Source organism: Methylopila jiangsuensis, assembly GCF_027922305.1.
In the GTDB taxonomy this organism is placed as follows: Bacteria; Pseudomonadota; Alphaproteobacteria; order Rhizobiales; family Methylopilaceae; genus Methylopila; species Methylopila jiangsuensis.
Map to the genome: position 1 here is coordinate 374386 of NZ_BSFK01000016.1, position 21954 is coordinate 396339.

Sequence of the window (21954 nt, forward strand, 5' to 3'; positions counted from 1 at the left end):
GGCCGCATGTTCCGGGTCACCATCATGCCGTCGACCCCGGTCGATCGGGACGATTGTCAGCGTCCCAGGGCTCTTCTCGGTTCTTTTCGCACAAAGCCCGCCGAGCGCCGTCTAGACTAAAGCAGCGTTCTCCAACCATCGGCGGCGCTCAACGCGAGGTCGAACACCGCGGCGACGTCGTCGGAGCGAGGAAACGCGTCAAGATCCCGAAAGAATGTATCGACCAGCGGATGAAGCCTCGCGCGCCGTCGCTCGATCTCGACCTGCAGCGGCCCAGCGACCAGAAGAGGCAGAGCGGACATCAGCGCGAGCAGATGCGCCTTGCGCATGGCGATAACGCGCTGAAGCGCCGGCCCCGGATCCGCTGTCTCGAACGCCTCCAGGTCGCGCGGCCCGTCATATCCTCGGCTCCAGCTCCGCCACCATGCTTCGTCACGAGGAAATCCGGCCGTTGCGAAATGGCGGATCGGGTTTCTCAAAATCTTGCGCCGGGAGGGGACGGCCTGCGCTCGAGGCGCTCGCACATGAGCGGCTCCCATAACCTTGCCCCGCAGAAACAGCCGAGAGGTCTCGGCGTGGATCTCCTTCCCGTCAGCTCGGTACTCCCGCCGATGTCCGCCCCAGGCCAGGTAGCTCGTTAAGAGATAGCCGCTGACCTTGTCGTCAACGATCACGTCGAGACCGTCGTCGACGAGAAACGGCGCCATCTCCGCGTCGATCCCGTCCGCGAACCGCTGGAAGCCGGGATGGCCAACCAGGAACCGGCCAGGCGCATGCGTCAGCCCCTCAAAAAGCGCAGGGCCGCTCGCGCTCTCCGCCGCCTCCCGGAACGCATTGACGTAACCCTCCTCGTATCGCGTGTCGGCGTCTGCCTGCAGGATGAGAACACGGCCGGGCGGAACGCCCGTCGATCTCGCCAGTCGCGCGGCCATAGTCACGCCTCTGGCGCGGGGCGGGACATAGCCGCGCTCGGCCTCACTCGTAACGACGACGGCGCCCTTGAGCGAACGCCTCCTGATCGCGTGCATCGACGCCAACGTTCCGTCGCTCGATCCATTGTCGACCAACACGAGATACGTGTCCTTCGGCGTCGCCTCCTCGCCCAGCCCAAAACCGAACGACTTCGCGGCGAGAAAAATTTCGTCGCGCTCGTTGAGGCAGGGGATCACGATCACCGTCAGCATGCCGCGCCATCCGTCGGATCGCTGAAGATGCGGTTCAGGACTGCTGTGGCTCGCTCGGCGGCTGTTCATGATCCGGCTGATCGGCGGTCGTTGTCGCCGGAGACTGCGGTCCGGTGACCGGCGAGGCGGACGACGGCGGCTCAACTGAAGCCGGCGCGGATTGACGCCGCCAGACCAGGAGCCTCTGTCTTTCCTCCGGAAGCGCCGCATCGACGAACCCCGCCGCTTCCGCGGCGCGCGCCGACGCTAGATTGGATTTCTGCATATGAGCGTAGATGACGTCGTAACGGCTTTGCGAGCAGGCCAGATGATAGCCAAGACGTCCGATGCCGCGCCCCTGGCTCGTCTGGTTCAGATAGATCTGGATAGAGGCGTGGGGTCCGACCGGAGGTTGATCGATCCGGTTGATGAAGACCTGGCCGGCGCGCCGGCCCTTGTGCTCGATGCGCCAAGCTTCGCCGTCCGCGCCGCCGCCGCGGCCCTTGGTGCCTTTTGTCGGCACGAGCCGAACGTCTTGCGCAGACACGGGCTCGCGAGGAACCCTCGACTTGGGCGTCGCGGACGGCGGCGATCGACGCGGCTTGCGCCGACGTCTCGCTGCGGCCTTTCGGGCGTCATCCGCGGTCGGCATCGAGCCTAAGGCCTCGCGTCAACCGATCGTCGGCACGCTCCCAGAACTCGGCCGGAAAGAAGCCCGGAGAATAGGCGACCACCGCATCCTCGAGCCGATCGATGAGGCCGCACGCGTCAAGCGCAGCCACGACCTCGTCGATGCGACGCTCGATTGCCTCTACGGGCGGATCAAGGGGCAAGTCCCGGCTTCGCCAGTCGCTGTCGCCGTCATAGCGATTGCAGAAATAGTCCATGTCGACATGGAGCAGCAGACGGCGGCCGTCGAGATCCGCCAGCCAGTCGTCGAGTGAGGGGGTCATCCGATATCGGCCTGGTCCAGTCCCGGCCTCGGTCGGAACGAGCTCAATGGCCGGCCGGGGTGCTCCAGGCTCGATAAGGTCGTCCTCGACGACGCCGTGTCGGATCTCGAAATCGAGCGTCCGCTGTCCCTTCGGCGGCTGAATCAGATGCCGGACCTCGACCTGCGGCGCAGCGGCGAGGAACGGCGTCATGAAGCTGCCCATCCCGATCGCGCCGCTCTCGATCGCGGCCGTGACGGAGCCCGGATCGCCCAGATCGCAGGCCGCGCCCGAAATCAGGTCGCGCCACCCGTCGCCGTCCGCGACGAGCCGCGGAGCGTCGAGATCACGGTGATCATCGACATGAAGGATCGTCAACTGCTCGAGCGCCCCGGACCCGCTGCGCTGCAACCACTCGGCCCAGCTCGCAAGCGTCCAGCTGTCGTAGAGACAACGCAGCAGCCTGGAGGACCGCTGGCGGGCCGCGGCCATGTCCTGGCGGCGCAAATCTGCGTCCCACCAAGCGAGCCCGACGTCGAGCGCGGGGTCGACATGACGATCCGGATCGCCGGGCCAGGCGAGCTCCAGCGCCCAACCGTCGGGCGTGCGGGTCGCGGTGGCGTCCTTGTCGCAAAAATAGTCGCGCAGACGTCCGTGCCGTTGCGCCGCGTCCTCAGGAAGGCGCTCGGACGCGACCAGCATGACGTCAGGCCGCGACGGGCTGCTGGCGCCTCGCCCGATCCAGAGTGTCGATCAGGGCCTTGCCCAGCGGCGTCATAGAGCACGTGCGCAGCGTCGCGAAGCCAAGCTCCAGATTGCGCTCGGTGTCCTGGAGTTGGTTGATCGCGCGATCGCGCATGTGGCAGGGACCCGCCTCGAGGACATGCGCCCAGTAGCGCTTGAGCTCGACGAACACGAACACCGCATGAAGCAGGCCCGAAGGCGGCCTGAGATCGGCGCGCCACGGCGAGACTACACGCGGAGCCGTCGGGCTCACCGTCGGGCCGAACCGCTCCAGCAGATAGAGCTTCTGATGGCGGTACTCGTGGATGAGCGAGTCCGCGAGATCGTAGGGATCGATCAGGCCCCGGCCCTGCCAGACCGACACGAACAGCGCGCCCGGCACCGAGTCGTCGCTGAACGAGACGATCTTGGCGGGATCGGCCAAGGGATCGCGGACGAACTGGATCGCCCGGCAGGTGTTCCTCATTTCCTCGTAGAGCGAAGGCCGCCAGCGCCGCACGATCTCGAGCGCCTGCGCCACGACAGACGCCGCCTGCGCGGCGACGTCCCGGCCCTCGAAAAAGATCTGGTCGCCGAACGGCGCCCGAAGCCAGGCGTCGTCTGCGGCGACCGCAATATCGGCCCCACGCGGGCTGCGGCTCGCAAGCGCGACGAGATCGCCCGCATCGGCCCGCAACGGCTTGCCGTCGACGTCGTGCACAAGCCCGCCGGAGGCCTGAGCCAGCATGGCGCGCGTCCAGGCAGCGACGCCCGGATCGCTCGCCAGATCGCCGAGCTCTTCCTCAGGGCGACCCGCAAGCGCCGTGACCGCGTCCGCCACTGGACCCTGAAGGCCAGAGGCGAAATCGAGCGCCGACCTGAAGCGCGCTAGCGCGCTCGCGCGAGCGTCGTCCGTCAGCATCCGCGTGGCTGACGCCGAGGTCTCGGCAAGCTCGAACCGCGCCAGATCGAAATCCGCCGGAAGCCTGGAGCTCAGATCCTCCGGCTCCCCCGCAAGCCCATCCGCCAGGCGCGCCTTGACATGCGAGATCAGCGCGAACAGCTCACCGCAATAGACCGAGGGGTTCTTGAACCCGCTCTCATCGTAGCGGTGAGGAACCGATCCGCCACCGCAGATGTCGACGACCGTGCAGCTCAGACATTTGGCGCCGAGGCCGTCCTTGCGCAGCAGCGCCCGATGAGCCTCGAGCCCCGGCGACGCTGCGACCGCCGAAATGGCCGCGTCGCGCACCGTGCCCGCCAGCGCGGTCGCGCCGTCGCGGACGATCTTCAGAACGTCGAGGTCGTGATAGCTGCCGTCGGTCTCGATCGATAGAAGGTTGACGTCCCCGAACCCGAACGCGTCCGTCGCCGAGGGCAGCCCGGCTGCGACGTCAAGAAGCGCTTCGAAGGTCCGGACCGGGAGGTGCGAATAGCGATCAAACCAGAGATCGAACGCGCGGATCAGCCAGGCCTCGTAGCGCTGCGGATTTGCGTCGCGTCCCGGCGGCGGCCGCAGGTGGTGCGCATCCGGCAGCAGGAAGTCGAGCTTGGGTGGCTGAAGCTCGTCGAAGAAGGCGAAAAGATCGTCGGGCGGAACCGACGGGTCGATGACCGCGATCACGCCCGCGAAGACCGCAGGACGCGCCTGAAGCCTTCGATAGGCCGCCATCACACGGTCGAAACTGGAGCGGCCCTTGAGGCTGGTGCGGTGAAGATCGTTGGCGTGCCTCGGTCCATCGAGGCTTAGCGAGATCGAGATGTCCGCCGCTTCAAGCGTGTCGAGCGCGGCATCGCTCAGCAACAGGCCGTTGGTCTGCATCGCGATGTCGAGCTTCACGTCCGGCCCGACCGCCCGCTGAAGCTCGCGCGCGAAGTCCAAGATTGGATCGACGCCGGCAAGCAAAGGCTCGCCGCCATGGAACACCACGACGGCGCGCTTCAGGCCGACTTCGCGCGTATAGTCAGCGAGCCGAGATGCGAAGGCGCTCCGCACCTCGGCCGACATCGTCTTGGGCATCGATCGCCAGCCCTGATCGGCATGGTGATACACGTAGCAGTAATCGCAATCGAGGTTGCACCGGGAGGCGACCTTGACCAGGAACGATGTGATCCGAGCCGCCGCCAAGGGATGACCTCAGGAGCGATTGTGCCGGTGGTGCATCCGGTCGTAGCTGGTGATCACTTCGCTCGCTTCGGCGCTCGCGAGAACGCGGCTGCGAAGGCGCTGGATCGCAGGATTCGCCGACTGGCTCCTCAAGACAGCGGTCTTGAGCGCCTCCTCGGCGGGCTGCGGGGCGGTCTGACTGACAGGCGGCATCGGAAAGCTCCTGTTTGCTGTTTGTTCTGATTCAAATAAGGGAAATTTTTAGGGTTTGCAATCTTCTCAATCCTGATCATCCAGCATGGGTGAGGATCTACTTGCGATCGAGTGCTGGGCGCGGCAGAAGTTCGCCCGACGCCTTCCCATCGCGCGCCGTAGCTCCGCATGCGGATCGCATCGCCGCAATAATGCATCTGTATCCTCGAGATCTGTTATCTGACAAAATAAACTCATTTCATGATCTTGTTTGATCGAGCAGGTGGAGCGGCGGCGTTTGCGGTGACTCCGACGCCTTGAACTAGGATGATCTTGAACAAGACTAGCCGTTATTATGAGCGCCGACGGCCACGATATTCAGTCGTTCACGACAGTGTGATCTCGGCGGATCGTTCAAACTCGCTTGTAGTGCTCGGAGAGATTGAGTTGTCCGGGGCGGCGGATGGTTCGGGACATTCTCGCGCCGCGCGCCATGTCGGCCAGCGCAGCCTCGATGCGCTAGGTCTTCGGCGCGACGCCGCTCAAAGCGATACGACCCGAGCCGTCCGATTGGACGATCGCGGTAACTAGCGCGAAGCCGTAGGACGTGCGGTCGCGGGCCTTCCGGTAGATTTGCTTGCCGCCAGCTGGCGCCGGCAGCGTCGCCGCGGTGATTAATCCGCCCGTCTCAAGCGCGTTGCGAAGGCTGGCGAGCAGCGGCGCATCGCGGCGTTAGTGCTGCTGGCGTTCAAACGACCGGAGATGATCATCGTGGCGGCGGTCGACGGTCTTGCTGTCGCAAATGTGCTCGAACCCAACCTGCGCACTCACCAGCGGCGGGACGGCTGATAGGTCTTGCTCGACGACCGGCGCGTCGCTCGATACGCGACCTTCGTAAGATTTGCCGAGGTCAGACCTTGCTATTCGGCATCCGAGGGCTTTTGGAGCGGCTCTCGTCGAAGGCGATCGATCGCGGCCTCAATAGTCGCTCGACCCAACCTATGCTTCCCTTCAAGAGCTGCTTCGAGCTTGGCGAGGATGTCGGCTTTAGAAACCGCGCTCTTCTCCGAGAGCGCATCGATGACCGCTTCTGCAAACGGGTGGAACCAGAGACGAGCATCGCCCTTGAGCTGCCGTTCCAGAATCCCCTCGAAATGGGCTTTTGTCTCTTCGGCCGTGCGACGCGCCATGCTCGTCAGATCTCCAAGGCTGAGGCGATAAGCAGCGATGGTCGCATGGCCGACTGATCAGGCTTCCGCGACATCGACCTCCTGCTCGACGCTGGCGCGCTCCATTCTATTCGCCATCAGGCTCGCAGCCCAGCCCGGCATGGAGGCGGCCATAAGCGCGATGGGCTCGCGCCACAAGATCGCGCCTGATGCGATCAGAGTTTGTTGGTGCTTCGGGCGCGAACGCCAGAAGCGGCGTGGCCTCGGCGGCGAAGCTCGCGGTCAGCAGCCAGCCGGATGCCGCTTCGGTTATTGTAGGCAAATTCGAATTTTGCCTACAGGACGCGATGAGCCAGCCTTCCGAGCTTCCGATCTCGATCCAGACCATGTTCGCCGACCTGGTCGAGCGCGCATGGACAGGCAATCTCGCCGACCTCACGAGGGGCGGCGGCTCGGCCTATTCTCGTGAGGAGAAGGGGCGGCTCTGCTGGTATTGGCAGCCAGGCACGGATCGAGGGAAGCGACCGCCTGCTCGGAACGACATCCAGCAAGCAGGCGCGCTGATTGAGGTGCTGTCCAGTCAGCGGCCGGATGATTTGAAAGCCGTATGGGAGGAACTGAACTCGCACGGCGCTTCATGGAGGGAGATGGCCTCAAGAAGCTTTGATCAGCTTCCACCAAACGTACGCGCCGCTTTGGGGGATGGCCGCTGATCATCAGCGGGGCGCGTCGATTACGCTTTCGCTCTTCAGCGCGCGTCCCCGCCGATCGTGTACCGAGAGACGCCGAAGACCATGTAATTCATGCCGATGGGCTGAGCGGCGCCGACAGGCACGATCTCGCCGGCGTGGGTGTCCCAGACGTAGTTCGACCAATCCCACCCGGCGGTCTTGGTCGCCTGCGCGACGACGAAAGATCCGCATCTGAGCCGTGCCGACGTTGGGCTGCCGTCGAAATCAAGGCCGAGCGAGAACGTGTGCACCTGCCAATTCCCGCTACGCTTCGCAGCCATCCGAACGACGCCTTCTGCCAGCTTAGTGAAGGGCTTTATGGCTGGTTGGGCGAGATGCAGCAGCGACAGGCCCTGCTTGAAAGTATCGGTGTCCAGCACCTCGAGAATGTGATCGTCGCTCGAGCTCGACACGTTCACGGTCCGACCTTCGAAGCTCACACCATTGTCGCCGACCGTCAGACCGAGAAAGATCGGCAGCCCGTTGACGCCCGCGCTCTGACCGTCTCTCGCCCTGCACGTCGCGGTGAAGGTCAGCGCTTCGGTTTCGCCGGCGACCTGGTTCTTGCCCGAGAATTCGCAGAGCACCCGGTGTTCGCCGCGACCTGGGAACTCCTGGACGAAAAAGCGGTCGAGGGTGACCTTGATCGTGTTTCCCTTGAGCGTTTCGTCTGCGACAATCTCGGCGAGGGGGACGATCGGCAGACGGTCGCCGCCGGTCTGGTCGATGAAGCCGAATATCGCATTGGTGCCCAGGAACGGCCGGTCGGAACCAAAACCCCATCCCTGGGGCGCGCCGCCGTGAGGCGTCAGTTCGTCGGCTCGGCGCTCGTCCCCGATCAGCCGCAGATAGTCGACTACGGCCTGCAGGCTCTCGGCGCCGAGGCTCTCATCAGCGTTAAAACTCATGGTCGCCTCGCTCTGACAGCGACGCCCGCACGCGCGCGTAGCTCAAGTTCCTGCCGAATTTCCTGATAGATATCGGCCCGGATGGTGTCGGCCGTCTCGAAGCTGACAGCCAAGGCGTAGGGCGCGTCGACCTGGTTGAATGCGGTGGTCTCCGCCACGGCCTGAACGCCGATCATGAAGCTCGACCGACTGCCGAAGGGGACTGCCTTGCGTCCGTCGAGAACGGAATGGAACAAGGTCCCCTTGCTGCAGTGTCGGTGGTCAGGCTGGATGACGTTCGTCCGGTCCACGCCCTCCCAAAAGTGGGATTTGCCTTCGTCGTCGGTGACCACCAGCCGGATGGATCTCGGCGAGGCGGCGCTGACCCTGACGGGTGAGCTCCAAGCGAGCGTGACGGTGATGCGCCGGAGTTCCGCCAGAGACGACAGCGAGTCGGGAAGCGGGATCTGATACTCGTGTCGCCGGTTGTTCCGCAGCGTCGCGTCGGCGAGCATCGTGACGCGGTGGGCGGAGCCGCTGATCACGCGGTCCACATCCGGTTCGCCATACCCAAGAAACTGGGAGATGGCCACGCGACGACGATAATTCGAGGTCGCGGCCACAGGCGGATAGAACCCGTCGAGGTGACGGCCGATATCTCCCCACGAGCAGCCATGCGCGAGCAGGCATTTCAGAATGACGGCTCTGGTCTGTCGGTCACGCCACCGAGCCTCTCCGGGTGCGGCTGGAATGTCATCGAGGGCGTCGGCGATGCGGATCGCGCCTCGGGTTGCGAGCGCAGCGGCGTTGCTGGTCCCGCTCGAGCGCTGCGTTCGATCGCGGCGTCCGCCACGAGTGTCGGGGATCGCAGCTCTCTGGCCGGCGCCCTCGATCTCTTGGCTGAAGAGTTCGAGACCTGTTGGCGTGACGCGCGCCCGCGCCGCCTGACGACCGCCCGGCATGACGAGGTCAGGCTTAATCGAGCCTCCGATGCCTGTGCCGAGACGCGATCCGAGATTGGTCATCTTCAACGCGCCGAAAGGATCGATCGCCGCGCCCGTGAAGGCGCTGGAACCGGCGAAATCACTGTGGAGCGCCCCGACGGTCAGACTGTTGCAGGATTGGGCGGGGCTCAGCACCGGGCGCGTGGCTCGTGCGCGTTCCAGAGCGGTCAGGATGGCCTCGGTGCGGGCGTCGGGCGTAGCGCGGCGAAAGTCCGTGAGATTGGCGAACCCATCCAGCGGGAGGCCATCCTGTGCGTTGCCGGCGCTGACGACGAACAGCACGTGATATCGGTGAGACAGGTAGTCGAGAAGCCTGCTCCAGTGGCTGGCCCGGCGCTCGAACGGCGAATGCATGTCGCCGAGCGAGTGGTTGATGATCAGCACGTCAGGCCCGATGGGTTTGCCGTCGCCGACGCCCTCCTTCAGGGCGCGCACGGCGCGCTCGATCATCCCGACGGCGAGTTTATCGGTCGGAGTATGTTCCGGAGAGCCGTTCGCCGGGGATGCGAGCACGGGCACGACGAGCAGCGTCCTGCTGATCGGCGGGTGGCCGCCGTCAAGGTCGCCGTGGATGACGAGGGACGCCATCTGGGTGCCGTGCATGCGCCGGTGTGGAGGAGCCTCGGCTGGCGTCACGTCGACGGGGTAGACGTCGATCCGGTTGCGCAGCAGATCGTGGTTCTCGATCGGGAAACCATCGAGCAGGGCGGCGATCGGAGCTCGGGTGTCAGGTTGCGCGGGAGGCGCGCGATCGACCGGTTCCAAAGGATCCCGCTCGCTCGAGGGATGCGGCGAGAAGCTCTGCGGGCGGACAACCATGACTTCGTCGGCGGTCGCGAGCGGCCCGGCGCGCTCGATCAACTCCAGAGCTCGCGTGACGGGGAGTTCGACGAGGGCGGCATGATACTGGATGGGCTCCAGCAGCACGCGATCGAGCACCCGGCCATCGGCGGCCGTAACCTTAGCCTGAAACGCCACCATTCGGGCTTGCCGCACGATCGGGTCTTCACGGAACCAGAGATCGAATTCGATGCGGACGGCGCCGGTCGGATTGCGCCGGATCTGGTCGCGCAGAATCGTGCGGGTCCACTGATCGACCCGGTCTTCCGCGCTCCAGGTCCTGATCACGTTCAGCGTGGCGAAGATTTGCCACCACTTGCTGTAGCCCTGCGGCGCCGGCTCCCGTGCCGTGAACGCAGTCCAGAGACGCAGGAGCGTTTGGAGCGCCTCCCGTGACGGCATCAACGCGTAGAGGCGCGGATCCGCGGCGGTGGCGGGATCGACGAGATCCTCTTCGTCGGTGATGTTGTCGTTTCCGTCAGCGCCTTCTTCGAGCATCCAGACGAAGCCAAGCCTTCTGGCTTCGTGGGCGAAGTTTTGAACGCCATTTTTCAGCTCGAGAACGAGGACCCGATCCGGAACGATCCGGTTGGGTTCAGCGGCGATATCGACGCCGGCCTCGATCTCGTCGAGCGTCCGCCGAAGTCGTTCGAACTCGCCGCCAAACCGCGTGGACTGCGTTTCAACGCTCTCTCGAGGCCTGCGGCGCCGATCAGGCGCTCCCGGAATCCTCCTCACCTGCTGCGAAGGACGCAGTTTCAGGATCGGTCTTTCGGTCGGCATTACGTTGGCCCTTCGACGGCTCGAAGCGCTTTCGCCACCGCTTTAAGGTCAAGCGAATGGCGTCGGACCAACTCGCGTTCACGCCCGACAGCACAATCCTCCGTTGCACGTCGAGCGCGAACTGTTCAATCTCGGAAAAGCTCTTTCCCCGGAAGTTTTTGGCCAATCCCTCAAATTCGACGGCGCAATCCTTAGGCGCATCGCGAAACGCGCTTTTAAGCCAGGACGCCAGTTGCGCCTGGGTAGGATTGGGCATCGTCAGCCGCAACTCGAACCGCCGCCATACGGCGCGATCGAGCAGCTCCGGATGGTTGGTCGCGCACACGAGCAGGACGTGAGGAGGCAAGGCGTCGAACTGCATCAGGAGCGAGCTGACGACGCGCTTGATCTCGCCGGTTTCATGAATATCGCCGCGCTCTTTGCCGATGGCGTCGAACTCATCGAAGAAGATGACGCACGGCGTCGTTGCCACGAAGTCCATCACCGCCGCGATCTTGGAGGCCGTCTCGCCGAGGAAGCTTCCGACGATCGCCTCATAACGCAGCACGTAGAGCGTCAGACCGAGCTCGGTCGCGAGCGCTTCCGCGAGAGAGGTTTTCCCGTTCCCGGGTGGGCCGACGAGAAGTACGGTGTGCCTCGGGGAAAGCGAGTTCGCATAGAGCAGCTCGACGTTTTCGTGTTCCTGACGGAGCTCGTCGAGTTCTTCTCGCGTGTCCTTCGACAGGATCAGATCGTCGAACCGCCGTCGCGGGACGATCTCGTGCAGCAGTCCGGCGACGCTGTCGGGCAGCCGCGCTGACGGCAGGGTCAGGCTGGCGCCGCCGCCAACCGCTTCGATCACGTTCGCCAGACGTTTGGCGAACGTGTGCTGCTGCTTGGCCTTCGCCTCTTCAGCGAGTGCCCGAACGGTCCTTTTGACCATGGACCGATCACCAGACGCGCCGGCTTCGGCCAACGAAAGAACGAGGTCGCCTCGACTCATGCCCGATCTCTCTTGTCAGCCTGAGGCTCTACGAGCCGACCGCCGCGAAGTGTCGAAGCTGTTGCCATCAGAGCGTGCAACACCTTCTCGAACGAGACAAGGTCGCGTTCCGTTATTTCGCTAATTCGTTCCTTTTTGGAACTCTTTTCTGATCCGCGGGTCGCCATGGCTTCGCGAATGCGCGCAGCCGTCTCGCCCGTGACGAGGCCGCTTGTAAAGGCGCGCTGGAGCGTCGACTTGCCGATGTCGAGGAGCCTGGAAGCGCGCGAAACTCCTCCGTTCTCGCGAACGAACCGGTCGAGCTGCGCCTGGAGCTCAATGTCAGGAACGACCTTAGGCATGGCTGGTTGTTTCATCACCATGAGTATGCGTCAATCCAAAAAATACGGGACATAAAAGATCTAAAAGGAACGGACGGATTCCATCCTGAATGGACGCGCCGCGGTCGCAGGAGCATTCCCACTCCACAGGCACGATCGGCGCCAAACGCTTGGCCGCCGACGCAGTTGGCCGCGCCCCATGACGGGCCGCAGCTTCATTCATGACTGATCGCCGGTAGGTGCGGAGCCAGCCCCGGGGGAGCAATCCGGCGACGCTCGTGCGCGCTCTGGTTCGCCCGAAGAACCCGAAGCGGTCACGCGGGTGTTGGACGACGCCGGATCGCCGAGATCGCGACGCTCGAGGCGGGCATTCGCCATGACGGCTATCCCGCCAGTCGACTTTCTGGATGGTCTGTGGCGGGCCGCGCGGCAGGCGTCTCTGACTTCGTCGCCGTACGAGAAGCCGAATTTGCGAAAGATCGATCTGCTGACCGCCTCGACGTAGCGATCACGCCGGTTGGAGTGACGACCGGATGTGTCGGCAGCGGGTCCAATAGGCGGTGTTCAGAGTTTAGCGTCGCGGAGGCAAGCCCAAGCGAGGCACTGGTGGCCTGACGAAATCGTCGATCTTTTGAGAAGCGTCGAGACTCATATATTTTGAGATACGACTCGATTAATAGGAAATTGCGGACTCGAATTTTCTGAGAAAAGTCTTTCGTATCAATAGGGTTGGCCCGCCCCGACTTGATTATTCTGAGAACGGCCTCCTATGCGTTGGCTCGAGGACATGCTTCAGATCTGGCCAGAAGACGGCCTTGTCTGGCCTGTGGAACTTCGGCCGCATGGGGAGGGGACATACGAAAAGGAGCCGGTCGAGGGCTGGTACGACCGCAATTCTGATCGTGTCGGTCACCTCCATCCACTCATCGCCGGCCAGTGGGTCTACCGGCACTGGGATCTCTCGCCCTACTGCTCGTTGCCTCTAGCCGGCCTGGCTTGGACAGAGGAGACGTGGACGAGCGAGGAAGTGCTTGGGGTTCACTGCCCATTCTGGGAATTCAATGCAGAGCACGACTATCAGGTCTTCAACACCTTCCCAGACAATCCGACTGCGACGCCGATGAACGCGACCGGCACGTGGGACATCCCCATCGTGCTTCTCCAAACGCCCGCAGGTTTGATCGATGCTCAAGGCCCGAAGCCAGGCATCCGTCACCTTCTGATCGAGGGTCATTCGCGAATGCGAGATCTCAACTCCTTGGTTCATCGCGGCGAAGCCGCCAGCTCACACAGGGTTTTCGTCCTGCGGCACGGCTCGATCGAAAGTCCTCAAAATTGAGCTGAAACTCGGGCCTCAGACTCGACTTTGTGAGATAGCGTCATCCAGACTCGGAAATTGAGGAATTCGACTCGACTATTTCGAATTATGCGTTCCAGCTATTTCAACGAGTTAGGCAAATATGCGACTCGGTTATTTTGGAATTCGACAGTGATCGCGCGTTCGGGGCGCTTCGGCGCAAACGAAAACGGCCGGTCCCTGCGGACCGGCCGTTTTCGTTTCAGGCGGCGGGCGCCCTCACTCCGCGGCGAGGGGCAGCGCGGCGCGCTCCAGATCGAGCTCGGTCCAGACCGCGTCGAGCGCGTCGGCGAGATGGGCGATCAGCGCGTCGGTGTGGAACGGCGTCGGGGTGATGCGCAGCCGCTCGGTGCCGCGGGGCACGGTCGGGTAGTTGATCGGCTGGATGTAGACGCCGTGGCGGGCCAGCAGCAGGTCGGTGGCGGCCTTGGCCTTTTCCGGGCAGCCCACCAGCACCGGCACGATGTGGGTTTCGGAATGCATCACCGGCAGGCCGCGGCCCGCGAGCGCGGCCTTGGTGCGGGCGGCCTGGCGCTGGTGCCGGTCGCGCTCCACCTGCGAGCGCTTGAGATGCGCGATGGAGGCGCTGGCGGCGGCGGCGATGGCCGGCGGCATGGCGGTGGTGAAGATGAAGCCCGGCGCGTAGGAACGCACCGCGTCCACCAGCGAACGGGTGCCGGTGATGTAGCCGCCGATGACGCCGAAGGCCTTGGCGAGGGTGCCCTCGATCACGTCGATCCGGTGCATGACGCCCTCGCGCTCGGCGATGCCGGCGCCGCGGGGGCCGTACATGCCGACCGCGTGGACCTCGTCCAGATAGGTCATGGCGCCGTAACGGTCGGCGAGGTCGCAGAAAGCGCGGATCGGCGCCACGTCGCCGTCCATGGAGTAGACGCTTTCGAACGCGATCAGCTTGGGCCGGTCGCCGGCCTCCTGCAGCATGCGCTCCAGCGCCGCCACGTCGTTGTGCGGGAAAACGCGCTTCTCGCAGCCCGAACCGCGCACGCCCGCGATCATGGAGGCGTGGTTCAGCTCGTCCGACAGGATCAGGCAGTTCGGCAGCAGCCGGGCGATGGTGGAGATGCCGGCCTCGTTGGAGACGTAGCCGGAGGAGAACACCAGCGCCGCCTCCTTGCCGTGCAGGTCGGCGAGTTCGCGCTCCAGCAGCACCAGCGGGTGGTTGGTGCCGGCGATGTTGCGCGTGCCGCCGGCGCCGGCGCCGAGGCGCTGGGCGGTGGCCGTCATGGCCCCGATCACGGCCGGGTGCTGCCCCATGCCGAGATAGTCGTTGGAGCACCACATGACGACCGGGCGGCGCTGGCCGTCCTCCGCATGCCATGTGGCGTGGGGGAAGGACCCTGCGCGGCGCTCAAGGTCGGCGAAGACGCGGTAGCGCTTCTCGAGATGAAGCTGGTCGACCGCGTGTTTGAAGACGTCGTCGTAGTTCATCGGCCTCTCGTTTCGACGTCAGGTCATAATCGTTCTAGTGCAAATTGTCGCGCGCGGAACTCCCCTTAGCGACAGAACGTCGCGGCCTTGGCCGATGGGATGAGGCCGTCAGCCCCGGCGCAGGCTGGCGCGGGCGATGAGCGCCACCGGCGGCAGGCCGCACAGCACGATGGCGAGCGCGGCCACGGCCCCGCTCTCGTAGGTTCCCCTCGCGGCCTCGCCATAGACATGGGTGGCGAGCGTCTCGACGTTGAGCGGGCGCAGCAGCAGCGTCGCCGGCAGCTCCTTCATGGCGTCCACGAACACCAGCAGCGCCGCCGCCCCGACGGCGGGCGCCGCGAGCGGCAGGTGGACGCTGCGCGCAAGGCCCGACGGCCCCGCGCCGAGGCTGCGGGCGGCGTGGTCGAGCGTGAGCGGGATGCGGGCGAGGCCCGCCTCCGCCGCGCCGATCGGGATCGCCAGGAAGCGGACCACATAGGCGTAGACCAGCGCCGCGCCGGCGCCGGAGAGCAGCAGGCCGGTGGAGACGCCGAAGGCCTGCCGCATCACGCCGTCCACCGCGTTGTCGAAGGCCGCGAGCGGGGTCAGCAGCCCGACCGCCAGCACCGCGCCGGGCATGGCGTAGCCCACGCTCGCCGCCCGGAGCGCGACCCGGGCCATGGGCGCTTCGCGGGTCATGCGCGCGGCGTAGGCGACCAGGAAGCCCAGCGTCACCGCGAGCAGGGTGGCGGCGCCCGCGAAGGCCGTGGAGTTCCAGATCTCCCGGCCGAGCTGCGGCGGCAGGCCGAATTCGGCCACGCGCTCGAGGGCGGCGACGGCGAGATAGGCGGCCGGCGCGCCGAAACCGAGCAGGATGGGCAGGGCGCAGGCGAGGACGCACAGCGTCTGGCCGAAGCCGCCCGGCGTCCGGGCGCTCGCCCGCCGGGGCGCGTTGGCGGCGGCGGCGATCCCGTGGCGGCGGCGTGCGAACCGCTCGACGAAGACCAGCGCCAGCACGATCGCCAGCATGGCGAGCGCGATCTGCGCCGCGCCCTCCACGCTCGAACGGTTCACCCAGGTGGAGTAGATCGAGACGGTGAGCGTGCGCACGCCCAGGAACTCGGCGGCGCCGATGTCGTTCAGCGCCTCCATCAGCGCGAGCGAGACGCCGACGGCGATGGCGGGGCGGGCGAGCGGCAGCGCCACGGTCCCGAAGGCGCGCACCCCGCCGGCGCCCAGCGTGCGCGCCGCCTCCAGCATGTTGGCGGACTGCGTCAGGAACAGCGCCCGCGTGGTGAGGTAGACATATGGGTAGAGCACCAGCCCGAGCAGCGCCGCGCAGCCGCCGAGCGAACGGATGTCCGGGAACCACAGGTCCTGCGGCCGGGCGATCCCGAACAGGCCGCGCAGCGTGGCCTGCACCGGTCCGATCGGGTGCAGCAGGTCGAGATAGGCGTAGGCCGCGATGTAGGTGGGCATGGCGAGCGGCAGCAGCAGCAGCCAGTCGAACAGGCCCCGGCCGGGAAAGCGGTAGGCGGTCACGAGCCACGCCGCGCCGACGCCGATCGCGGAGGCGACCACGCCCACGCCCATAAGCAGCAGCACGGTGTCGAGCAGCGCCCGCGGCAGCACATAGGCCGCGAGATGCGGCCAGAGATCGCCCGAGCCCCGCGACGCGAGCCCGACGAGGCCCGCCACCGGGGCGAGCGCCAGCAGCGCCACCGCGAGGCTGGCGGCGAGCCAGCCCCGGCCCGGACGCGGCGGCGGCGCGACCGGAACGGCGGCTTCCCGCGTCACGGGCTGGCGGCGCTCAGTTGTCGAAGCCGACCTGATCCACCAGCGCCGAGGCCGCCTTGCGGTTCTTCGCAATCTCGACGAGCGGGGTAGAGTCGGCCTTCAGCGCCCCGAAGTCGGCGAGGATCGGGTCGACCGGCGCGCCCGCCTTGATCGGGTACTCGTAATTCGCCTGCGCGAACACGCCCTGCGCCTCGTCGGAGACGAGGAACTCCAGGAACCTCACCGCCTCGTCACGGTTGGGCGCGTTCTTGGCCACCGCGGCGCCGGACACGTTCACATGGGTGCCGCCCTTGGCGAAGGTGGGCAGCACCACGTTGACGGCTTCGGCCCACTTCTTCTGCTCCGCGCCGCCTTTGCCCGACAGCATCAGGCCCACGTAGTAGGAGTTGCCGATGGCGACGTCGCAGACGCCCGCGAGAATGTCGCGCGCGCCGTCGCGGTCGCCGCCGGCGGGCTTCTGGGCCAGATTGGCCTTGAGGCCGGTGAGCCAGGTCTTGGCCGCCTCGGGGCCGTCGCGGGTGATGACGGCCGCGATCAGCGAGGTGTTGTACGGGTGCTGGCCGGAGCGGATGCAGACCTTGCCCTTGTATTTCGGGTCCGCCAGCTCCTCATAGGTCAGCGCCTTCAGATCGCCGAGCCGCTCCTTCGACACATAGGCGACGCGGGCGCGGGCGGAGAGGCCGAACCACTGGCCGTCGGGATCGCGGAACTGGGCCGGCACCGCCGCCTCCAGCGTCTTGGACGCCACCTTCTGGGTCAGGCCCTTGTCCGACAGGTCGATCAGGCGGCCGAAGTCCACCGTCATCAGCACGTCGGCCGGCGCGTTCGCGCCTTCGGCGGCCACCCGCTCGGCGAGGCCGTCCTTGATGAAGATGGCGTTGACCTTGGTTCCGGTCGCGGTGGTGTAGGCGTCGAGCAGCGGCTGCATCAGCCCCGGCTCGCGGGTGGTGTAGAGGTTGAGTTCGGCGGCGGAGGCGGAGCCTCCCGCGACGAGCGCGGCGACGCAGGCGATGAAGCGGACGGTCGACATGGCGTGGCTTCCCGGAAAGACGTGGAGCGCGCCCTTCGCGCACAGCGCCTTGTCCTCTGCGGTAATCTTGGCCTCTCGGGCCGTCAACGACGCCGGGCCGCCGCGGGAATAACTTAGAAGTCAAAGGTCTGGAACGACTCCAGAGCGAACCTCGGCGCGCCCGCTCGCGCGCTCAGCCGACAGCGTGCTATAGGCCCCGCGACCGACCGCTTAAGGAGCCTGCCGCCAATGCGCCTGATCGTCGCCGGAGCCTCGGGCCGCATGGGCCGCGCGCTGATCCGCGCCGTCGCCGAAACCGAGGGCGCGGAACTCGCCGGCGCGCTGGAGCGTCCGGGCTCCGAGCATCTCGGCCGGGACGCGGGCGAGCTTGCGGGCGCAGGGCCGCTCGGCGTGGCCGTCACGGACGACGCGCTGCCGCTGGTCGCCGCCGCCGACGGCCTGCTCGACTTCACCGCGCCGGACGCGACCGTGGCGCTGGCGGAGCTCGCGGCGCAGGCCCGCATCGTCCACGTCATCGGCACCACCGGCTTCGCGTCCGCCCATGTGGCGGCGATCGAGGCCGCGGCCCGGCATGCGGTCGTCATCCGCTCCGGCAACATGAGCCTCGGCGTCAACCTGCTGGCGGCGCTGGTGCGGCAGGCGGCGAAGGCGCTCGGCCCCGACTGGGACATCGAGATTCTGGAGATGCACCACCGCGCCAAGGTGGACGCCCCCTCCGGCACCGCGCTGCTGCTGGGCCAGGCCGCCGCCGAAGGGCGCGACGTCTCGCTCGCGGAGCAGTCGGTGCGGGTGCGCGACGGCCACACCGGCCCGCGCGCCGAAGGCGCGATCGGCTTCGCCACGCTGCGGGGCGGCTCGGTGGTGGGCGACCACACCGTCATCCTGGCCGGCGCCGGCGAGCGGGTTGAGCTGAGCCACCGCGCGGAGGACCGCATGATCTTCGCCCGCGGGGCGGTGAAGGCCGCGCTGTGGGGCTTCCGCCGCAAGCCGGGCCATTACGGCATGGCGGACGTGCTCGGTCTTCACGAAGGCTGAAAGCGGCGTAAAGCTTCGTGCAATGACCGGCCGTCTGGGCTAAGCATCCCGGCGGCCGCTCGCAGGCGGCCCGCCGACCAGAACGACCTCCGCGGAGCGCTGTCGCATGCAACGTCGTCTCGTCCTCGTCCGTCATGGCCAGAGCGAGTGGAACCTGAAGAACCTGTTCACAGGCTGGAAGGATCCCGACCTTACCGAACGCGGCGTCGAAGAGGCGAAGGCCGCGGGCCGGCGGCTGAAGGCGGAAGGGCTGCGCTTCGACGTCGCCTTCACCTCCAGGCTGCGGCGCGCCCAGCGCACCGGCCAGCTCCTGCTGGCCGAACTGGGACAGTCCGGCGTCGAGACGATCGAGCACGAGGCGCTCAACGAGCGCGACTACGGCGACCTCACCGGCCTGAACAAGGACGAGGCCCGCAAGAGCTTCGGCGAGGATCAGGTGCTGCTGTGGCGCCGCTCCTACGACGTGCCGCCGCCCGGCGGCGAAAGCCTGAAGGACACCGTCGCCCGCGTGCTGCCCTATTACGTGCAGGAGATCCTGCCGCGGGCGCTGCGCGGCGAGCAGACGCTGGTCACCGCCCACGGCAATTCGCTGCGCGCGCTGATCATGGTGCTGGAGGGCCTGACGCCCGAGACGCTGCTGAAGCGGGAGCTCCACACCGGCGCGCCCATCGTCTACGACCTGGAGGCGGACGCCACCGTCTCCGCGGTCCGGGACCTCGCCGCCTCCGCCTGATCCGCGACCTCATCCGCCCGCGGCGATAAAGCCGTTGGCCTTTTGGCGGATCGGCCGCAAGCTGCTCCGTTATGGGCTCGGCGGCGGCTTTGGCTTCTGGTCGAAAATGGCTCACGTCACAGGTGATCGTGGCGTCGGCGCTGTTCGGCCTCGTCTCCTCCCCCGGCCATGCGGCTGACGGCGCGCCTCCGGCCGCGATGACGGCCGAGGCGGCGGACGCCGGAACGCCCCCGTGCGCCGGCGTCGATCTGGTTCAGGCGCTGCAGGCGAGCGACCCCGCCGGCTTCGCGCGGTTCGAGACCGCGGCCCGCGGCGTCGCCAACGGGCAAGGCCTGCTGTGGCGGGTGGAGCGGCGCGGCGGCGGCGTCTCCTACCTGTTCGGGACCATGCATTCGAGCGACGCGGAGGCGAAGGATTTCGGCGCGCTGGTGACGCGGGCGCTCGCCCGCTCCCGGGTGGTCGCCATCGAGCTGCCAGGCGCCAGCACCACGCGCGTCGCCCAGCAGCTGAGGCGCCTCGTCGCCGACCGCTCCTACCGGCCGGGCGGGGGCGCGCTCGAGCTGCTGCCGGCGGACACCCGCGAGCGGGTGGAGCGGCGCGTGGCGGCGCTCGGCCTGTCCGCCGCCATCGCCGACCAGATGCAGCCCTGGTATCTGGCGCTGGCGCTGTCCCGCTCCCGCTGCGCCGGCCATGGCGACCGCGCCGATCCCGAGACGGCGGACGCGCGCATCGAGCGGCTGGCCCAGGAGCAGGGCGCACGGATCGTCGGTCTGGAAACGCCCGCCGAGCAGGTGGCGGCGCTGGCCTCGGTGCCGGACGCGGTGGCGCTGCGCATGCTCAAGGACGCCGCCGACGCCAACCTGCGGCCCGAGGACGTGGAGAGCACCATCTCCGGGCTCTACCGCAGCCGCCGCGTCGGCTACCTGCTCGCCATGCGCGGCCCCGCCTGGGCCGGGCTGTTCGACGCCGATGGCTACGCCGATTTCCTGTCGGCCTTCATCACCCGCCGCAACGCCGCCATGCTGGACCGGGCGAAACCGTTGCTGGAGCGGGGCGCGGCCTTCCTTGCGGTCGGGGCGCTGCACCTGCCGGGACCGCAGGGGCTGGTGGAGCTGGTGCGCCGCAGCGGCTACACGGTGACGCGCATCTGGTGAGGCTGGGCGCTCTTTCGCCCCCGGCTCCGCCCGCTAGAATGCCGGCGGACACAGCTTTCTGATCCGGAGCCCTGACCCGTGACCTCATCTCCCGAGACCGCCGACTGGGGTCCCCGCGCCCGCGCGCTGACCGACAAGCCGCTGGAGGGTCGCGCCTTCATCGACGGCGCCTATCGCGGAGCCGCGGACGGCGCGACCTTCGCCGCCATCAGCCCCGTCGACGGCCGGAAGCTGGCGGAGGTTTCCGCCTGCAAGGCGGCGGACGTGGACGCGGCGGTCGCCTCCGCCCGCGCGGCGTTCGCGGACGGCCGCTGGAGCCGTCGCGCGCCGGCCGAGCGCAAGGCGACGCTCGCCGCCTTCGCCCGGCTGGTGCTGGAGCGCAGGGACGAACTGGCCCTGCTCGAGACGCTCGACATGGGCAAGCCCATCGCCGACAGCCTCGCGGTGGACGTGCCCGCCACCGCGCGCTGCCTGCAGTGGTTCGCCGAGGCGATCGACAAGGTCTATGGCGAGGTGGCGCCGACCGGCGACGACGTGCTCGCCACCATCACCCGCGAGCCGCTGGGCGTCGTGGCCTGCGTGGTGCCGTGGAACTTCCCCATGATCATGGCGGCGTGGAAGATCGCGCCCGCGCTCGCCGCCGGCAATTCGGTGATCCTGAAGCCGGCGGAGCAATCCAGCCTGACCGCGATCCGCCTCGCCGCGCTGGCGCAGGAGGCGGGGATTCCCGACGGCGTGCTGAACGTGGTTCCGGGGCTCGGCGCCGACGCCGGGCAGGCGCTCGGCCTGCACATGGACGTGGACGGCGTGTTCTTCACCGGCTCCACCGAGGTCGGCAAGTACTTCATGCAGTATTCGGGGCGGAGCAACCTGAAGACGGTCGGCCTCGAATGCGGCGGCAAGTCCGCCCACATCATCCTGGACGACTGCGGCGATCTGGACGCGGCGGCGGCCTCCGCCGCGGGCGCGATCTTCTTCAACCAGGGCGAGATGTGCACCGCGGGCTCCCGGCTTCTGGTGCATCGCGCGGTGAAGGACAAGGTGCTGGAGCGCATCCTCGCCCGGCTCGACGACTACCGCCCCGGCGACCCGCTGCAGGCCTCCACCCGCATGGGCGCGCTGGTGGACGCGGAGCACACGGCGCGGGTGCTGGGCCGGATCGAGGCGGGGCGCGCGGAAGGCGCCCGGCTGGTGGCCGGCGGCGGCCGGGCGCGGGCCGACAGCGGCGGCAGCTATGTGGAGCCGACCGTGTTCGACCGGGTCGACAACGCCATGTCCATCGCCCGCGAGGAGATCTTCGGTCCGGTGCTGTCGGTGATCGAGGTGGGGAGCGCCGACGAGGCGGTCGCCGTGGCCAACGACAGCGTCTACGGCCTCGCCGCCGCGGTGTGGAGCGACAACGTCAACACCGTGAACCGGGTGGCGAAAGCCTTGCGGGCCGGCGTCGTCTACATGAACTGCTACGACGACGACGACATCACCGTGCCGTTCGGCGGCTACAAGCAGTCCGGCATCGGCCGGGACAAGTCGCTGCACGCCTTCGACAAATACACCGAGCTGAAGACGAGCTGGCTCCGCCTGCGCTGA

The 21954-nt window shown here is 67.1% G+C and carries 19 protein-coding genes and 1 pseudogene; 6 read left to right on the top strand and 14 right to left on the bottom strand.

Annotated elements, in window-relative coordinates:
* Positions 1-116: 116 nt before the first annotated feature.
* The 7 genes and pseudogenes from PKE85_RS14610 to PKE85_RS14640 all read right to left on the bottom strand — a co-directional run bounded on the left by PKE85_RS14610 (position 117) and on the right by PKE85_RS14640 (position 6307).
* Positions 117-1184 carry a glycosyltransferase family 2 protein gene (locus PKE85_RS14610; RefSeq protein ID WP_271205497.1) on the bottom strand — a complete coding sequence of 356 codons (1068 nt, stop codon included), beginning with the start codon at positions 1182-1184 and terminating at the stop codon, positions 117-119.
* A gap of 34 nt (positions 1185-1218) precedes the next feature.
* On the bottom strand, positions 1219-1710 hold the full coding sequence (locus tag PKE85_RS14615) for a GNAT family N-acetyltransferase (protein ID WP_271205498.1): 492 nt from the start codon (positions 1708-1710) through the stop codon (positions 1219-1221).
* A gap of 88 nt (positions 1711-1798) precedes the next feature.
* Positions 1799-2797 carry a hypothetical protein gene (locus PKE85_RS14620; protein ID WP_271205499.1) on the bottom strand — a complete coding sequence of 333 codons (999 nt, stop codon included), beginning with the start codon at positions 2795-2797 and terminating at the stop codon, positions 1799-1801.
* Between the two features lie 4 nt (positions 2798-2801).
* Positions 2802-4946: a cyclophane-forming radical SAM/SPASM peptide maturase YhhB gene (yhhB, locus tag PKE85_RS14625; protein ID WP_271205501.1), complete on the bottom strand. Its 2145-nt coding sequence runs from the start codon at positions 4944-4946 to the stop codon at positions 2802-2804.
* Positions 4947-4955: 9 nt separating this feature from the next.
* Positions 4956-5138, bottom strand: a complete 183-nt coding sequence (yhhA, locus tag PKE85_RS14630) for a YhhA family cyclophane-containing RiPP (RefSeq protein WP_271205502.1) — start codon at positions 5136-5138, stop codon at positions 4956-4958.
* A gap of 501 nt (positions 5139-5639) precedes the next feature.
* A pseudogene (locus tag PKE85_RS14635) lies at positions 5640-5822 on the bottom strand (FAD binding domain-containing protein); the annotation flags it as partial.
* A 215-nt stretch (positions 5823-6037) separates the two neighbouring features.
* Positions 6038-6307, bottom strand: coding sequence for a hypothetical protein (locus PKE85_RS14640; protein WP_271205503.1), 270 nt, complete (start codon positions 6305-6307; stop codon positions 6038-6040).
* A gap of 188 nt (positions 6308-6495) precedes the next feature.
* On the opposite strand from PKE85_RS14640, the gene PKE85_RS14645 reads away from it, so the two are divergent.
* Entirely contained in the window at positions 6496-6999 is a 504-nt protein-coding gene (locus PKE85_RS14645) for a hypothetical protein (protein ID WP_271205504.1), read from the top strand.
* Between the two features lie 35 nt (positions 7000-7034).
* On the opposite strand, the gene PKE85_RS14650 is transcribed toward PKE85_RS14645, so the two are convergent.
* From PKE85_RS14650 to PKE85_RS14665, 4 genes are read right to left on the bottom strand one after another with little or no spacing between them, the layout of a single operon-like run.
* Entirely contained in the window at positions 7035-7925 is an 891-nt protein-coding gene (locus PKE85_RS14650) for a hypothetical protein (RefSeq protein WP_271205505.1), read from the bottom strand.
* On the bottom strand, positions 7922-10531 hold the full coding sequence (locus PKE85_RS14655) for a S8 family peptidase (protein WP_271205506.1): 2610 nt from the start codon (positions 10529-10531) through the stop codon (positions 7922-7924). Before PKE85_RS14655 ends, PKE85_RS14650 begins: the two co-directional genes overlap by 4 nt.
* Positions 10461-11513, bottom strand: coding sequence for an ATP-binding protein (locus tag PKE85_RS14660; protein ID WP_271205507.1), 1053 nt, complete (start codon positions 11511-11513; stop codon positions 10461-10463). The genes PKE85_RS14655 and PKE85_RS14660 overlap by 71 nt, the downstream gene beginning before the upstream one ends.
* Positions 11510-11854, bottom strand: a complete 345-nt coding sequence (locus PKE85_RS14665) for a hypothetical protein (protein WP_271205508.1) — start codon at positions 11852-11854, stop codon at positions 11510-11512. The genes PKE85_RS14660 and PKE85_RS14665 overlap by 4 nt, the downstream gene beginning before the upstream one ends.
* 748 nt (positions 11855-12602) lie before the next feature.
* Here PKE85_RS14665 and PKE85_RS14670 point away from each other — a divergent pair.
* Positions 12603-13172: a hypothetical protein gene (locus tag PKE85_RS14670; RefSeq protein WP_271205509.1), complete on the top strand. Its 570-nt coding sequence runs from the start codon at positions 12603-12605 to the stop codon at positions 13170-13172.
* A 237-nt stretch (positions 13173-13409) separates the two neighbouring features.
* Here PKE85_RS14670 and hemA read toward each other — a convergent pair whose 3' ends face one another.
* The 3 genes from hemA to PKE85_RS14685 all read right to left on the bottom strand — a co-directional run bounded on the left by hemA (position 13410) and on the right by PKE85_RS14685 (position 17445).
* Positions 13410-14639, bottom strand: a complete 1230-nt coding sequence (gene hemA, locus PKE85_RS14675; RefSeq protein WP_271205510.1) for a 5-aminolevulinate synthase — start codon at positions 14637-14639, stop codon at positions 13410-13412.
* Positions 14640-14747: 108 nt separating this feature from the next.
* The gene (locus PKE85_RS14680) at positions 14748-16415 is read right to left on the bottom strand and encodes an ABC transporter permease (protein ID WP_271205511.1); all 1668 of its coding nucleotides are present in this window, start codon (positions 16413-16415) and stop codon (positions 14748-14750) included.
* Positions 16416-16428: 13 nt separating this feature from the next.
* Complete coding sequence (locus tag PKE85_RS14685; protein WP_271205512.1) at positions 16429-17445, bottom strand: Fe(3+) ABC transporter substrate-binding protein; 1017 nt, start codon at positions 17443-17445, stop codon at positions 16429-16431.
* Positions 17446-17673: 228 nt separating this feature from the next.
* Here PKE85_RS14685 and dapB point away from each other — a divergent pair, with 228 nt between their 5' ends.
* The 4 genes from dapB to PKE85_RS14705 all read left to right on the top strand — a co-directional run bounded on the left by dapB (position 17674) and on the right by PKE85_RS14705 (position 21954).
* Positions 17674-18480, top strand: coding sequence for a 4-hydroxy-tetrahydrodipicolinate reductase (gene dapB, locus PKE85_RS14690; RefSeq protein ID WP_271205513.1), 807 nt, complete (start codon positions 17674-17676; stop codon positions 18478-18480).
* A 106-nt stretch (positions 18481-18586) separates the two neighbouring features.
* On the top strand, positions 18587-19213 hold the full coding sequence (locus PKE85_RS14695) for a 2,3-bisphosphoglycerate-dependent phosphoglycerate mutase (RefSeq protein WP_271205514.1): 627 nt from the start codon (positions 18587-18589) through the stop codon (positions 19211-19213).
* Between the two features lie 122 nt (positions 19214-19335).
* On the top strand, positions 19336-20367 hold the full coding sequence (locus tag PKE85_RS14700) for a TraB/GumN family protein (RefSeq protein ID WP_271205515.1): 1032 nt from the start codon (positions 19336-19338) through the stop codon (positions 20365-20367).
* Between the two features lie 78 nt (positions 20368-20445).
* Complete coding sequence (locus PKE85_RS14705; RefSeq protein WP_428981361.1) at positions 20446-21954, top strand: aldehyde dehydrogenase; 1509 nt, start codon at positions 20446-20448, stop codon at positions 21952-21954.

Excerpts from the sequence above, each read along its gene's own strand:
- PKE85_RS14610 (WP_271205497.1), bottom strand. The coding sequence starts at position 1,184 with ATGCTGACGGTGATCGTGATCCCCTGCCTCAACGAGCGCGACGAAATT.
- PKE85_RS14620 (WP_271205499.1), bottom strand. The coding sequence starts at position 2,797 with ATGCTGGTCGCGTCCGAGCGCCTTCCTGAGGACGCGGCGCAACGGCAC.
- yhhA (WP_271205502.1), bottom strand. The coding sequence starts at position 5,138 with ATGCCGCCTGTCAGTCAGACCGCCCCGCAGCCCGCCGAGGAGGCGCTC.
- PKE85_RS14640 (WP_271205503.1), bottom strand. The coding sequence starts at position 6,307 with ATGGCGCGTCGCACGGCCGAAGAGACAAAAGCCCATTTCGAGGGGATT.
- PKE85_RS14645 (WP_271205504.1), top strand. The coding sequence starts at position 6,496 with ATGCGATCAGAGTTTGTTGGTGCTTCGGGCGCGAACGCCAGAAGCGGC.
- PKE85_RS14650 (WP_271205505.1), bottom strand. The coding sequence starts at position 7,925 with ATGAGTTTTAACGCTGATGAGAGCCTCGGCGCCGAGAGCCTGCAGGCC.
- PKE85_RS14655 (WP_271205506.1), bottom strand. The coding sequence starts at position 10,531 with ATGCCGACCGAAAGACCGATCCTGAAACTGCGTCCTTCGCAGCAGGTG.
- PKE85_RS14660 (WP_271205507.1), bottom strand. The coding sequence starts at position 11,513 with ATGAGTCGAGGCGACCTCGTTCTTTCGTTGGCCGAAGCCGGCGCGTCT.
- PKE85_RS14665 (WP_271205508.1), bottom strand. The coding sequence starts at position 11,854 with ATGCCTAAGGTCGTTCCTGACATTGAGCTCCAGGCGCAGCTCGACCGG.
- PKE85_RS14670 (WP_271205509.1), top strand. The coding sequence starts at position 12,603 with ATGCGTTGGCTCGAGGACATGCTTCAGATCTGGCCAGAAGACGGCCTT.
- hemA (WP_271205510.1), bottom strand. The coding sequence starts at position 14,639 with ATGAACTACGACGACGTCTTCAAACACGCGGTCGACCAGCTTCATCTC.
- PKE85_RS14685 (WP_271205512.1), bottom strand. The coding sequence starts at position 17,445 with ATGTCGACCGTCCGCTTCATCGCCTGCGTCGCCGCGCTCGTCGCGGGA.
- dapB (WP_271205513.1), top strand. The coding sequence starts at position 17,674 with ATGCGCCTGATCGTCGCCGGAGCCTCGGGCCGCATGGGCCGCGCGCTG.
- PKE85_RS14695 (WP_271205514.1), top strand. The coding sequence starts at position 18,587 with ATGCAACGTCGTCTCGTCCTCGTCCGTCATGGCCAGAGCGAGTGGAAC.